We start from the raw sequence: 13,398 nt of genomic DNA, 5'->3' as shown, positions 1-13,398 counted from the left end.
CGGAGCGCCCGATGAACCTGCTGCTGGCCCGCCTTGCATCTGCCGCGCTGCTGCTCGTTGCCGCAGCTGCTCTCCACGCTGCCCCGCTGGACAACGCTCGCCAACTGATCGTGGTCACCAGCGAGACCTGGGACAGCACGCAGGGCCAGCTGCAGGCCTTCGTGCGCGACGGCAAGCACTGGCGCAGGCACGGCCAGGCCTTCCCGGTGGCACTGGGTCGCACCGGCAGTGCCTGGGGCCTGGGCCTGCATCCTGCCCAGACCGGCGGTCCGCAGAAACAGGAGGGCGATGGCCGCAGTCCGGCCGGTGTGTTCGCGCTGGGCAGCGCGTTCGGCTATGCCATCACCCGGCCCGGCACGGCGATGACCTATCAGCCGATGCTCGAGAGCAGCTACTGCATGGACGTGCCAGCATCGCCGTTCTACAACCGCATCGTCGATGCGAAGAAGGTGGGCAGCGCCGCCATAGCCGGTTCCACCGAACCGATGCGGCTGGACCTGCACAACCAGGGTGACGTGCGTTACCGGGAAGGCTTCGTGATCGCGCACAACCCGGACAACCAACCCGGCAAGGGCAGCTGCATCTTCGCCCATCTGTGGCGCCAGCCCGGCGAGGCCACCGCTGGCTGCACTGCGATGCCAGAGGTGCGCATGCAGGCGTTGCTGGACTGGCTGCACCCGCAGGACACGCCACGCTTCGTCCTGTTGCCAAGGGCCGAATACCAGCGCCTGCAGGCACAGTGGAAACTGCCCGCGCTTGAAGGAGCCGTACGTTGAGCGCCGCCGACGAACCCCAACTGCAGCGCGCGGTCAGCCGCTGGCAGATCGTCGGCCTGTCCATCAACGATGTGGTCGGCAGCGGCATCTACCTGCTGCCGGCGGCCACGGTCGCCCTGCTCGGTCCCTTCAGCCTGTGGGGCGTGGTCGCCGCCGGCATCGTCGTCGCCCTGCTGGTGCTGTGCTACGCGCAGGCGGCCAGCTATTTCGATGAACCTGGTGGCAGCTACCTGTACGCGCGCGAAGCCTTTGGCCGCTTCGCCGGTTTCGAGATCGGCTGGATGATCTGGCTGACCCGCATCAGCTCGGCCGCAGCGCTCAGCAATGCGCTGGCCGACGCTGTGGCGCGGTTCTGGCCGTGGGCAGGCGCAGGCATGGGCCGTATCGCGATCATCGTTGTCTCGCTCGGTTTCCTCACCGGGGTGAACATCATCGGCGTGCGTTCGGCCGCCCGCACCGGCATCGTGCTGGTGATCGGCAAGATGCTGCCGCTGCTGTTGTTCGTGGCCATCGGCGCGTTCTACATCGACCCACAGCTGGCCTTCTCCGGCCAGCGCCCGGACCCGCACGACCTGCAGCGCATGGGCGAGGCGGCGCTGCTGTTGCTGTATGCCTACGCCGGGTTCGAGAACATTCCGGCCGCAGCCGGTGAATACCGCAACCCACGCCGCGACATCCCGTTCGCGCTGATCACCATGATCGTCACCGTCACCGTGATCTACGCGGCGGTGCAGATCGTGGCGCAGGGCACGCTGCCCGGCCTGGCCAACTCGGCCACGCCACTGGCCGATGCGGCCTCCAGCTTCGGCGGCGAGGCGCTGGCGCTGATCCTCACCGTGGGCGCGACCATCTCCATCCTCGGCACCAACAGCAACACGATGATGATGGGCCCGCGCTTCCTGTTCGCCCTGGCCCGCGATGGCTACGGCCCGAAGGTGCTGGCGCAGGTGCACCCGCGCTTCCGTACCCCGGCCGCGGCGATCTTCTGCCAGGGCCTGATCGCCCTCGGCCTGGCGCTGTCCGGGTCGTTCGTGCAGCTGGCACTGCTGTCGATGACCACACGACTGTTCGCCTACATCGGCACGGCCGCCGCAGTGCTGGTACTGGCCAAGCGCTATGCCGACCGTCCCGGCGCGCTGAAGCTGCCCGGCGGCCCGTTGATTCCGGTGCTGGCCCTGCTGCTGTGCGTGGCCCTGTTTGCCAGTGCCAGCTGGCAGAACATCGTCGCGGCGCTGGTCGCCTTCGCCGTTGGCGCGGTGATCTACAAGCTGCCGCGCAAGGATGCCGCTGCTGATTGACCTGCCGATCACGCTGCCGGTCCGGCGCGTTAACCGGCCGATGGGCACGATCAGGCTTCGTCCACTACGGAGCCTTCTGTCCATGAGCCCCGATTACCAGATCCCCGGCCGCGTACCGGAAGACAGCACCCCGCGCGAGGCCATTTCCGACTACTGGCGCGACCGCTACAGCGCCGAACCGTATTACGACGCCAGCCTGCTGTTCGATGACTACGAGCCGGCCTATCAGATCGGCCACGCAGCACGTTTCAACGAAACCCGCGCCGATCAGGTGATCCGCGCCTACGAACAGGTCGAAGCGGAGTTGCAGTCCCGCTGGGCGACGGAGCGCGGCAAGAGCCGCCTGGAATGGGATCAGGCCCGCGCCGCTGTCCGCCGCGGTTGGGATGAAGCCCATGTAGCCGATCCGCGGCTGACGCGCCACGGTTGACCCCTCCAGCAGTTGACTGATGCAGGCCCAGTAGCGCCGAGCCCCTGCTCGGCGCCTTCTGCGTTGCAGGCCTGGGCCGGGCAGGCGCTCGGCGCTGCCTCAGCCGGTCATTCCTGTTCCGGCAGCGGCGGGATCGACGAAGCGCGCTTGGGCTCGGCCGCGTTGGCGGCAATCAGGTCGCGGGTGTTCTTCTGCACCGCCACCGCGCCAAACAGCGACAGCGCGAATGCCATGCCGTAGAAGCCCTTTTCGCTCAGCACCAGGGTGGCGTTCCACAGGCCGACCAGCAGCAGCAACAGCGCCGACAGCAGTGCGAACCAGCACAGCGCGTAGTACAGGCCGCTCACCGGAATGGCCTCGACGCGGTCACGCACGCTCTTCTGCAGCGATACCGCCGCAAACAGGCCGAACAGCAGCAGGGTCAGGTAATAGCCCTTCTCGTTCAGCGGCATCTCGGCATTGAACAGGCCGACCAGGTAGGCCACCGCGCCCAGCAGCAGGGCCACCCACGAGGCGGCGATGAAGGCGGGCGAGGGTCGATGGATGAGGGGTGCGTTCATTGCAGGTCCTTGGCAGACAGGCGGGCAATGCTTTGCCCGGGCGACAACACCCTAGACGATCCGCGCCATGCCGCACAGGGGGGAGCAGGACCTTCGGGCCACGACCGTCACCGCCCCGGTGGTATACAAGGGAGAGCCTGGCCATCCGCATCCCCTTCCGCTGGAGATACCCATGACCCGCACGCCCCTGCTGCTCGCCCTCGGCCTGCTGCCGATCCTCGCCACCACCGCCTGCAACGCGGCCGGCCCTGATGCGTCTGGCCAGAAGGCCCCGGCGACCGCCGCGGCCAGCGCAGACCAACGTCCCTTCACCGCCACCGAGGTCAGCCGGTTCGACCAGCCGTGGGCGATGACCTTCCTGCCCGATGGCAGCCTGCTGGTCACCGAAAAGCGCGGCAAGCTGCAGCACCTGGACCTGGCCAGCGGCCAAAAACATGAGATCACCGGTGTGCCGAAGGTCGCCTACGGCGGCCAGGGTGGGTTCGGCGACGTCATCCTGCATCCGGATTTCGCCCGCAACCATGTGGTGTACGTCAGCTACGCCGAGGAAGGCACGCTGGACACGCGCGGCGCGGCCGTGGCCCGTGCCACCCTCGCCCTCGATGCCAACGGTGGCGGCCAGCTGAAGGACCTGAAGGTGATCTGGCGGCAGACGCCGAAGGTCAGCGGCGAAGGCCACTACGGCCACCGCTTGGCCTTCGGCCCGGACGGCAAGCTGTGGATCAGTTCGAGCGAACGGCAGAAGTTCGATCCTGCGCAGGACATGAGCGGCAACCTGGGCAAGATCATCCGCCTCAACGACGACGGCAGCCTGCCGGCCGACAATCCGTTCGCCTCGCAGGGCGGCGTGGCCGCGCAGGTGTGGTCGCTCGGCCACCGCAACGTGCTGGGCATCGCCTTCGATGCCAATGGCAAGCTGTGGGCGCAGGAGATGGGCCCGGCCGGCGGCGATGAGCTGAACCTGATCGTGCGCGGTGCCAACTACGGCTACCCGATCGTGTCCAACGGCGACCACTACGACGGCCGTCCGATTCCCGACCATGACACCCGCCCGGAGTTCGCCGCACCGAAGGTGACCTGGAACCCGGTCATTTCCCCGGCCGGCCTGATGTTCTACAGCGGCAGCCTGTTCCCGCAGTGGAAGGGCAGCGCCTTCATCGGTGGCTTGTCGTCCACCTCGCTGGTGCGGGTTGCCTTCGACGGCGACAGCGCGCGCGAGGCCGAACGCTTCAACATGGGCGAGCGCATCCGCGAAGTGGAACAGGGCCCGGACGGCGCACTGTGGCTGCTGGAAGACGGCAGCAAGGCACGGCTGCTGAAGCTCACGCCGAAGGCCTGACGGCCGGGTGGTGCCGGCTGCTGGCCGGCACCTGCAGGAGCCCTGGTTGCCGGCCAGCGGCCGGCACTACCGATCTGGAACGGCCCTGCATACGGGGCCGTTTTCGTTACTGGATGGTGCCGACCTTCACCTCGGTGCGCGTGCAGGCCTTGTCCAGGCACTCGCCGGTCAGCCAGACCTGGCCATCGCCGATCATCACGCCCTGCTGGTTGACGAACACCGTGCCGAAGTCCTGCGCGGACACCGCCTTGACCACCGCCGGGGTGATGATCTTTTCGTAGTTGCGCTGGAATTCACCGGGCCCGGTGATCTTCCTGCCACCGCTGATGTTCAGCGGGAAACGCACTTCTTCAACCACCGCCGCGCGATCGCCACCGACCACTGCGGTCTTGAAGGCAGTGAATACTTTTTCATACTGCGCCGCATCGCCGAGCAGCGTCTCGATGCGCGCGCGGGCGTCGTCTGCCGCCGCAGGTGCTGCGGGGTTGGCAGCATCGGCCGGCGTCGCAGCCGTATCCTTGGCGTGCTCCGCCGCAGCCTGTGGCGCGGCGACGGCATCGGGCGTGGTGCTGGCGGCCGCCTCGGCCGGCGTCGCGCCCGTCATCGGCGGAGGCGCATCGGCGGCAGGTTCGGGCGGCGGTGCCGGCTGCGAGCACGCTGCCAGCAACAGGACAGGAACAAGGTAGGCCATCGTGCGCATGCGCGGTCTCCATCGGATCAGGCTCCGATGGTAGCGCCGGGCCGTGCCCGGCGTGTTCGCCATGGGTGAGGACGCCGGGCATGGCCCGGCGCTACTCATTGCCAGTAGATCCACGCCATGCGTGGATGCTCTACCGATCAGGCCTTCAGCAGTTCGAACTGCACCGCGTCACCGGCCATCGACGAGGCGCACACCCACACGTCGAACAGGCCCGGCTCGGCACGCAGCACGCCGTCGCGGCCGGTGAATGCCAGCTGTTCACGGGTCAGGGTGAACACCACCTCGGCCGACTCGCCCGGCTGCAGGGCCACCTTGCGGAAGTCCTTCAGCTCGCGCACCGGCCGCACGCGGCTGGCCACGCGGTCGTGGATGTACAGCTGCACCACTTCCTCGCCAGCCACGCTGCCGGTATTGGTCAGCGTGGTGGTCAGGGTCAGGGTGTCGTCCCAGCCGACGCGCGCACTGCTCAGCTGCGGCACGCCGTAGGCGAAGGTGGTGTAGCCGATGCCATGGCCGAACGGGTACAACGGCTCGTTCGGAATCTCGCGCCAGCGTGCCTTGAATTCCGACATCGTCGGCAGTTCCGGGCGACCGGTGCGCGGGTGGTTGTAGAAGTACGGCTGCTGGCCGGACACCTGCGGGAAGCTGACCGGCAGGCGGCCGGAGGGGCTGTAATCGCCGAACAGCACATCGGCCACGGCATGGCCGGTCTGCGTGCCCAGGTACCAGGTGATCGCAACGGCATGCGCATTGCGCACGGCGCCCTGCAGGGCCAGCGCGCGACCATTGCGCAGCAGCACCACCAGCGGCTTGCCGGTCATCGCCACCGCTTCGGCCAGCGCCTGCTGTGCCGGCGGCAGGGTGATCTCCACGCGCGACTGCGCCTCGCCGCTGTAACGCTGCGGCTCGCCCAGCGCCAGCACCACCACGTCGGCGCGCAGCGCAGCGGCCACGGCCGCCTCGGTGCCACCGGCAATGGCGGCTTCCAGTTCGCATCCCGGCACCACTTCCAGCTGCGCGTCATCGCCGATGGCCGCGCGCACGCCGGTTTCCAGATCCACGTAGCGCTGCTTGTCGCCGAACAGCGTCCAGCAGCCTTCGATGTTGTCGCGGTCCTGCACGAACGGGCCGATCAGCGCGATCTTCTGCCCGTTCTTCTGCAGCGGCAGCACGTTGTCGCGGTTGTTCAGCAGCACGATCGAACGGCGCGCGGCATCACGCGACAGTTCGTCATGGGCGTCGATATGGGAGGTATCGGCTTCGCGCGCCGGGTCCAGCGAACGGTACGGGTCGTCGAACAGGCCGATGGCTTCCTTCAGCCACAGGATGCGGCGCACGCCTTCATCCAGCACGCTCATCGGCACCTCGCCGCTCTCCACCAGGCCCGGCAGGTGCTCGGCGTAGAAGCCGCTCTGCATGCTCAGGTCCAGGCCGGCGGTGAACGCCTTGGCGGTGGCATCGCGGTCGTCGGCGGCATAACCGTGCGCGACCAGTTCCATGTCGGCGGTGTAGTCGGAGATCACCACGCCCGGGAACTTCCATTCACCGCGCAGGATGTCGGTCAGCAGCTCGGCGTTGGCGCTGGCCGGCACGCCGTTGATGTCGTTGAACGAGGACATCACGGTGATCGCGCCAGCATCGAAGGCCGCCTTGAACGGCGGCAGGTGCACATCGCGCAGGGTCTGCGGCGAAATGTCCACCATGTTGTATTCCATGCCGGCCATCACCGCGCCATAGGCGGCAAAGTGCTTGGGCGTGGCCAGCAGCGAGTCGGCGGCGCGCAGGTCGCTGCCCTGGAAGCCACGCACGCGGGCAGCGGCGAAGGCACAGCCCAGTACCACGTCCTCACCGGCACCTTCGGCACCGCGGCCCCAGCGCTGGTCACGGGCGATGTCCACTGCCGGTGCGTAGGTCCAGTGCAGGCCGGCAGCGGTAGCTTCAACCGCAGTGGCGCGCGCGGTGCGCTCGGCCAGATCCGGCTCGAAGCTGGCGGCCTCGCCCAGCGGAATCGGGAACACCGTGCGCATGCCGTGGATGACGTCGGCCGCCAGGATCACCGGGATGCCCAGGCGGCTCTCCTCGGTGGCGACCTGCTGGATGCGGCGGCCGAGCTCGGCGCCGACACCGTTGAACAGCGAGCCGACCTTGCCCTCGCGCACCTGCTGCAGCACCTGGTCGGCATTGCGCACGTTGGCTTCCGGGTTCACGTCCGGGGCGAACGGGCGGACCATGTCCGCGAAGACACCCAGCTGGCCGACTTTTTCCTCGACGGTCATCTGGGCAATGAGGGATTCGATGCGATCGGAGGCCACCGGCAGTCCTTAATGAAAACGTTTACAAGCCCGGCATTCTAGCGATCCCGGACGATTTGGCGAGAGGTTTCGTCATTCAGTTTCAGCCACCAGCCGGATCCGTACGGTCCGGCCGGGGGCATCGCAGCTTACTCCGAGCCGGCCAACTGGCGCTGCCCGGCCATCAACATCGCGTCGCTGGACGCCTGGAACACCCGCAGGCCAAAGGCCGGCAGGATCGCCAGCAGGTGGTCGAAGATGTCCGACTGCACCGCCTCGTATTCGCCCCAGGCGGTGCTGCGGGTGAAGCAGTACAGCTCCAGCGGCAGGCCTTCGGTGGTCGGCTGCAGCTGGCGCACCAGCAGGGTCATATCGGTATGGATGCCCGGGTGGCTGGCCAGATAACGCTCCACGTAGGCGCGGAAGGTGCCCAGGTTGGTCACCCGGCGGCTGTTGACCTCGGCCACGCCCTGCTCGCGCAGGCGCCCGTTCCACTGGCCCAGCTCCTGCTGCTTGCCGCGCAGGTAGTCGCCCAGCAGGGCGAACTGGCCGAGGAAGGCCAGGTCGTCCTCCTCCATGAAACGCACACTGTGCTGGTCCAGGAACAGCGCGCGCTTGATCCGGCGGCCACCGGCCTCCTGCATGCCGCGCCAGTTCTTGAACGACTCGGTCACCAGCTTCTTGGTCGGGATGGTGGTGATGGTCTTGTCGAAGTTCTGCACCGTCACCGTATGCAGGGCGATATCGATGACATCGCCGTCGGCATTCTGGCTGGGCATCTCGATCCAGTCGCCGATACGGATACGCCCATCACCACTGATCTGCACGCTGGCCACCAGCGACAGGATGGTGTCTTGGAAGATCAGCATCAGTACTGCGGTGGCCGCGCCCAGGCCGGTGACCAGGTAGCGCAGGTCGACACCGGCGAGGGTGGCAACGATCGACAGCCCGGCGATCACGAAGATGATGATCTTGGCGACCTGCAGGTACCCCTTGATCGGCTTGTTGCGCGCCTCGGGGCGACGTTCGTACAGGTCGTTGGCCGCATCCAGCGCATGCGACAGCGCCAGCACCACGGTCAGGATCGCCCACGCCTGGCAGGCACCGATGATGAAGCCGACCAGGCCCGGCGGCAGGTCCGGCACGATACGGATGCCTGAGGCGATCACCTGGCTGGGCACCACGTTGGACAGCCGCGAAATGACCCGCATCAGATGGCTGCCGCGGCCGGTATCGGCGCCGGGCAGGCGGTTGAGCAGGCGACGCAGGCCGCGCAGCAGGATGCGCTTGGTCACCCAGTTGGCCAGGCCGGCGGCAACCAGCAGCGCCGAGATCATCAACGCCAGGTAGGCGCCAGGATAGGGTTCCAGTGTGTTCTGCAGCTTTTCCAGCCACTGTACCGCCACCACTGCGTCCACCATCGGTTGTCTCCTTCTTCATTGCTGTTGAGGTTGCCGGCCAGCGGCCGGCACTACCGGGGGTTGCCAGCCGACGGCCGGCATTACCGGCGTGTCAGTCCCGCGAGCGTTCGATGATCACGCCGACCGCACGTGCACCGCGCACCGCCCCGGGCTTGCTCAGCTTCAGGCGCAGCCACTTCACGTCGAACTCGTCCAGCACGATCTGCGCGCAGCGCTCGGCCAGGGTCTCCACCAGGCCGAACTCCGATTCGCGCACGAACTGCTCCAGGCGCTTGCTGACCGCCTTGTAGTTCAGGGTGTGGGCAATGTCATCGCTGGCGGCCGGGCGACGGTTGTCGAACCCCATCTCCAGATCGAACACCAGGTCCTGGCGGATCCGCCGCTCCCAATCGTAGATGCCGATCAGGGCGTCGATCGTCAGCCCTTCGATGAAAACCTTGTCCATTGCGGTTACCAGCCGGAAAACAGGCGGCCATGGTAACGGGACGGCAGTGAGCCTGCCCGGAACGGAGGAGGGTCGCCGGGCATTCGCAAGGTCTGGAAAAGACAAAGGGCCCTGCTAGCGGGGCCCTTTGGTACTACCGTTTTGTCCCCGGGGGGAGCTTTCTCAAGCCGCGGGTCCCGGTGGCGCAGGCACTGAGGTTAGGCAAGGACCCAATCGCCGGTCAAGGCCAATTGCGACAAAGCAACTCACGGAATTCGTCCGAGCCGAAACACAGGAAATCGGTCACGCAGGCAACGGCGTTCCCCGATGGTGATCGCCGCCGTCTCTGGCCAGCATCGACCCTTCCTTCACCACCGCACATCACGATGGCTGCATACGATGCATTGAGGCGCGCTCTGTCAGCGGAGCGCCTGTCGACCTACGAGAGAATTGCATCGGCCTGCAGCCCGGGTGTCACCGCCGAATCCCTGTACCTGTGGAACATGCGGATGTGCGGTGCGCTGATGATGCCGGTGCATCTGTGCGAAGTGGTCATCCGCAACGCAGCCGCATCGGCGCTGGCCCGGCAACATGGGCCTCGATGGCCGTGGAATGATGCCTTCCGTCGCAGGTTGCCGGCATCTTCATCCGCTTCGGCGAGAACCGCACTGGAACTGGTCACCGGCCGTACCACCGACACGCCCGAGATCGTCGCCAACCTGCCGATGGTTTTCTGGCAGCAGCTCTTCACCTGCCGCTTCGACGCTTCGCTGTGGATACCAGCACTCAGCGGTGTTCTACGCCATGCGCCTTCGGCCCATCCCAGTGTCACCAGGAAAGCCATCCACGCAGATATCGACCGCATCCGCCACCTGCGCAACCGCATCGCCCACCACGAACCGATCCTTGAGCGCGACATCGGCGCCGACCTGGCCGCGATCGGGCGGCTGATCCACGCCCGGTGCCCGCACACGCTGGCATGGCTGCAGCGCCATGAACGGGCCACCACGGTGCTGGCGGCCTCTCCGTTGGCAGGGCGTCCATAATGCGTCCGCCGGGCATGGCCCGGCGCTACCGGTTGCGGGGCTTTACACCGCCGGCAGCGTCGCCATGTCCCAGCGCGGGGTGACGTCCACCTTCGGGGGGCTGTGCTGGCCCGCCAGCAGGCGCAGCGCGCCGGCGAAGGCGATCATCGCGCCGTTGTCGGTGCACAACGCCGGCCGCGGGAAGCAGGCGCGGCCGCCGAGGCGCTCGGCCATCTGCTGCAGGCGGGCGCGCAGGCGCTTGTTCGCACCCACGCCGCCGGCCACCACGATCACATTGGTGCCGGCCGCTTCCAGCGCGCGTTCGCACTTGATGCACAGGGTCTCGACCACGGCGTCTTCAAAGCCACGGGCGATGTCGGCGCGGGTCTGCTCGCTCTGGTCGCTGTCGCGCCAGGCCATCAGGACCTGGGTCTTCAGGCCGGAGAAGCTGAAATCCAGGCCCGGGCGATCAGTCATCGGCCGCGTGAAGCGGTAGACGCCCGGCGTGCCCTGCTCGGCCAGCGCGGCCAGCTGCGGCCCGCCGGGGTACGGCAGGCCCATCATCTTGGCGGTCTTGTCGAAGGCTTCGCCTGCGGCGTCGTCCAAGGTTTCGCCCAGCAGCCGGTACTGGCCGATGGCATCGACGGCCACCAGCTGGGTATGGCCACCGGACACCAGCAGCGCCACGAACGGGGCCTGCGGCGGATCGTCTTCCATCAGCGGCGCCAACAGGTGACCTTCCATGTGGTGCACGCCCACGGCGGGGACCTCCAGCGCCCAGGCCAGCGACCGGGCCACGCCGGCGCCCACCAGCAGCGCCCCGACCAGGCCGGGGCCGGCGGTGTAGGCCACCCCGTCGATGTCGTTCACGCCAAGCCCGGCCTCGGCCAGCGTCTGCCGGATCAACGGCAGCAGCTTGCGCACGTGGTCACGGCTGGCCAGTTCAGGCACCACACCGCCGTACTCGGCGTGCAGGGCGATCTGACTGTAGACCGCATGGGCGCGCAGGGCAGCGCTGCCGGCCAGGTCGGTGTCATACACCGCCACGCCGGTCTCGTCACAGGAAGATTCGATGCCAAGGACTCGCATGCCTGCTATTATGACGCCCCTGCCAACCCCTCGGGGAACTGGCAGGCCTCACTGCAATCCAACAACTTGCCCCTATTCAGGATTTGTGGCTTGCAGTTTGTTTATTCGCCACTATAATGTGCGGCTCGCCGGGCGTGACCCGGTTCTACTGTGTCCCGGAGATTCCATGCCCAGCGTCAAAGTCCGCGAGAACGAACCCTTTGAGTTTGCTCTTCGCCGCTTCAAGCGCACTTGCGAAAAGGCCGGTGTGCTGGCCGAAACCCGCAAGCGCGAGTTCTACGAAAAGCCGACCCAGGAGCGCAAGCGCAAGGCCGCCGCTGCTGTGAAGCGTCAGCTGCGCCGCTCGTCGCGCGACGTTACCAAGCGTCAGCGCCTGTACTGATCGGACGCATCTTCATTGCGGTGGGCATTCCCTGCCGCGATGGAGTCGAAGCCGGCACGCGCGAGCGTCGCCGGCTTTTTGCGTTTCCGGGCCCGGGCATCCGCCCTGCCCCACTACCACCACGAGGTTCGTCATGAGCATGAAGCAGCAGCTCACCGAAGACATGAAGGCCGCCATGAAGGGCGGCGAGAAGCACAAGCTGGGCGTCATCCGCCTGATCAACGCCGCCATCAAGCAGAAGGAAGTCGACGAGCGCATCGAGCTCGACGACACCGCCGTGATCGCCGTGCTCGACAAGATGGTCAAGCAGCGCAAGGACTCGGTCAGCCAGTTTGAAGCGGCCAACCGCGAAGACCTGGCGGCAATCGAGCGCGCCGAAATCGTGGTGATCGAAGCCTACCTGCCGGCCAAGATGGGCGAAGCCGAGATTGTCGCGGCCATCCAGGCGGCCATCGCCGAAACCGGCGCCAGCAGCGCGGCCGACATGGGCAAGCTGATGGGCGCGCTGAAGCCCAAGCTGGCCGGCCAGGCCGACATGGGCCTGGTGTCCAAGCTGGTCAAGCAGGCGCTGTCGTAAGCAACGCCAGACCCGGGTCCCTTCCGCACTGCGAAGGGACTCCGGGACGCGCTCCTGCGCACCTGCTTCACCGCGTCTTCGACGTGGTGCTGCTACAACTCCGGCATGGTTGATCCAACGTCCCACGCCCCCGAAGACCGCGCGCCGCACGGCGGCCCCGCGTCCCTGCACAAGTACATCAAGCGCCTGCAGGACAGTTTCCCGATGGCCGTCGTCAAGCGCTTCGTCGAAATCGACGTGCTGACCCAGGCCGCCTCGGTTTCCTTCTATGCCCTGCTGTCGATGGCGCCGCTGCTGGTGCTGCTGCTGTGGCTGACCGCCTCGCTGTATCCGCCGGCACAGCAGGCCCTGGTCGACCAGATCAGCTCGGTGGCCGGCAGCAGTGCCGCGACCGTGGCCGAAACCGTGCTGAAGAATGCCGACAACCAGCCCGACGTCGGATCGCTGGCCGGGCTGTGGAGCACGCTGTTGCTGTTCGTTGGCGCCACTGCGGTGTTTGCCCAGTTGCAGAACGCACTGAACCTGATCTTCCGCACCAGCGGCGAACGCCTGGAGGGCATCAAGGCCTGGCTGCGCAAGCGCGTGTTCTCCTTCGGCGTCGTGCTGGCGCTGGGCTTCCTGCTGATCCTGTCGATGACCGCCACCACCGTGCTGCAGGTGGCCTTTGCGCAGCTGCCCTCGATCCTGCCGGCCATCGGCTACCTGACCAGCCTGCTGCTGTACGCGGTCGGCTTCGCCTTCATGTATCACTACCTGCCGGACCGGCGCGTGGCGTGGCGCCAGGCCTTCATCGGCGGCCTCATCACCTCGGCGCTGTTCGCGCTCGGCCGCTATGGCATCGGCGTGTACATCGCCACCGTCGCACCGGGCAGCGCTTACGGCTCGATGGGTGCGCTGGTGATCTCGCTGGTCTGGATCTACTACGCCACCGTGGTCTTCTTCGTCGGCGCGCTGATGACCGCGGTGATCGATGAACGCCTGCGCGCACGCCATCATCTGCTCGCTGCCGGCATCGACCCTGGCACTGCGGCGAACGCGCCCGGGAACGTGGCCGGCAAGGGGTAAACTAGGGGGACTGACTTCCCC

14 protein-coding genes are annotated in these 13,398 nt (G+C 67.2%); 8 read left to right on the top strand and 6 right to left on the bottom strand.

Annotated features, from left to right (window positions below; genetic code table 11):
* The first annotated feature begins 11 nt into the window (after positions 1 to 11).
* From AC1DCU_RS16455 to AC1DCU_RS16445, 3 genes are all read left to right on the top strand, one after another.
* Positions 12 to 776: a L,D-transpeptidase family protein gene (locus AC1DCU_RS16455; protein WP_313446510.1), complete on the top strand. Its 765-nt coding sequence runs from the start codon at positions 12 to 14 to the stop codon at positions 774 to 776.
* Positions 773 to 2,074: an APC family permease gene (locus tag AC1DCU_RS16450; RefSeq protein ID WP_033830177.1), complete on the top strand. Its 1,302-nt coding sequence runs from the start codon at positions 773 to 775 to the stop codon at positions 2,072 to 2,074. Before AC1DCU_RS16455 ends, AC1DCU_RS16450 begins: the two co-directional genes overlap by 4 nt.
* Before the next feature lie 82 nt (positions 2,075 to 2,156).
* Entirely contained in the window at positions 2,157 to 2,504 is a 348-nt protein-coding gene (locus AC1DCU_RS16445; RefSeq protein WP_025878246.1) for a hypothetical protein, read from the top strand.
* A gap of 107 nt (positions 2,505 to 2,611) precedes the next feature.
* Here AC1DCU_RS16445 and yiaA read toward each other — a convergent pair whose 3' ends face one another.
* Positions 2,612 to 3,064, bottom strand: coding sequence for an inner membrane protein YiaA (gene yiaA / locus AC1DCU_RS16440; protein WP_025878247.1), 453 nt, complete (start codon positions 3,062 to 3,064; stop codon positions 2,612 to 2,614).
* 172 nt (positions 3,065 to 3,236) lie between these two features.
* Here yiaA and AC1DCU_RS16435 point away from each other — a divergent pair, with 172 nt between their 5' ends.
* Positions 3,237 to 4,403: a PQQ-dependent sugar dehydrogenase gene (locus tag AC1DCU_RS16435; RefSeq protein ID WP_059065755.1), complete on the top strand. Its 1,167-nt coding sequence runs from the start codon at positions 3,237 to 3,239 to the stop codon at positions 4,401 to 4,403.
* A 106-nt stretch (positions 4,404 to 4,509) separates the two neighbouring features.
* Here the strand turns inward: AC1DCU_RS16435 and AC1DCU_RS16430 are convergent, their stop codons facing one another.
* From AC1DCU_RS16430 to folB, 4 genes are all read right to left on the bottom strand, one after another.
* Positions 4,510 to 5,103, bottom strand: coding sequence for a hypothetical protein (locus AC1DCU_RS16430; RefSeq protein ID WP_313446512.1), 594 nt, complete (start codon positions 5,101 to 5,103; stop codon positions 4,510 to 4,512).
* 137 nt (positions 5,104 to 5,240) lie between these two features.
* Positions 5,241 to 7,415: a glycoside hydrolase family 3 N-terminal domain-containing protein gene (locus AC1DCU_RS16425; RefSeq protein ID WP_442251945.1), complete on the bottom strand. Its 2,175-nt coding sequence runs from the start codon at positions 7,413 to 7,415 to the stop codon at positions 5,241 to 5,243.
* Positions 7,416 to 7,543: 128 nt separating this feature from the next.
* Complete coding sequence (locus tag AC1DCU_RS16420; protein WP_033830173.1) at positions 7,544 to 8,815, bottom strand: mechanosensitive ion channel family protein; 1,272 nt, start codon at positions 8,813 to 8,815, stop codon at positions 7,544 to 7,546.
* 91 nt (positions 8,816 to 8,906) lie between these two features.
* Positions 8,907 to 9,260 (bottom strand): dihydroneopterin aldolase, encoded by a 354-nt coding sequence (gene folB / locus AC1DCU_RS16415; protein WP_025878255.1) that lies wholly within the window; start codon positions 9,258 to 9,260, stop codon positions 8,907 to 8,909.
* 365 nt (positions 9,261 to 9,625) lie between these two features.
* Between folB and AC1DCU_RS16410 the strand changes: the two genes are divergently transcribed.
* A complete protein-coding gene (locus tag AC1DCU_RS16410; RefSeq protein ID WP_442251949.1) occupies positions 9,626 to 10,285 on the top strand; it encodes a hypothetical protein in 660 nt (219 codons plus the stop codon).
* Positions 10,286 to 10,327: 42 nt separating this feature from the next.
* Here AC1DCU_RS16410 and tsaD read toward each other — a convergent pair whose 3' ends face one another.
* The gene (gene tsaD / locus AC1DCU_RS16405) at positions 10,328 to 11,353 is read right to left on the bottom strand and encodes a tRNA (adenosine(37)-N6)-threonylcarbamoyltransferase complex transferase subunit TsaD (protein ID WP_049468546.1); all 1,026 of its coding nucleotides are present in this window, start codon (positions 11,351 to 11,353) and stop codon (positions 10,328 to 10,330) included.
* A 166-nt stretch (positions 11,354 to 11,519) separates the two neighbouring features.
* Between tsaD and rpsU the strand changes: the two genes are divergently transcribed.
* The 3 genes from rpsU (at position 11,520) to AC1DCU_RS16390 (ending at position 13,377) form a co-directional block, all read left to right on the top strand.
* The gene (gene rpsU / locus AC1DCU_RS16400; RefSeq protein ID WP_002808376.1) at positions 11,520 to 11,735 is read left to right on the top strand and encodes a 30S ribosomal protein S21; all 216 of its coding nucleotides are present in this window, start codon (positions 11,520 to 11,522) and stop codon (positions 11,733 to 11,735) included.
* 133 nt (positions 11,736 to 11,868) lie between these two features.
* Entirely contained in the window at positions 11,869 to 12,312 is a 444-nt protein-coding gene (locus AC1DCU_RS16395; RefSeq protein WP_032975623.1) for a GatB/YqeY domain-containing protein, read from the top strand.
* Between the two features lie 105 nt (positions 12,313 to 12,417).
* On the top strand, positions 12,418 to 13,377 hold the full coding sequence (locus AC1DCU_RS16390) for a YihY/virulence factor BrkB family protein (RefSeq protein WP_051501539.1): 960 nt from the start codon (positions 12,418 to 12,420) through the stop codon (positions 13,375 to 13,377).
* Positions 13,378 to 13,398 lie beyond the last annotated feature (21 nt).

This window comes from Stenotrophomonas sp. 10L48, from assembly GCF_056395105.1.
The sequence above is the reverse complement of the archived record's forward strand: the minus strand, read 5'-3'. Positions and strand labels throughout refer to the sequence as shown.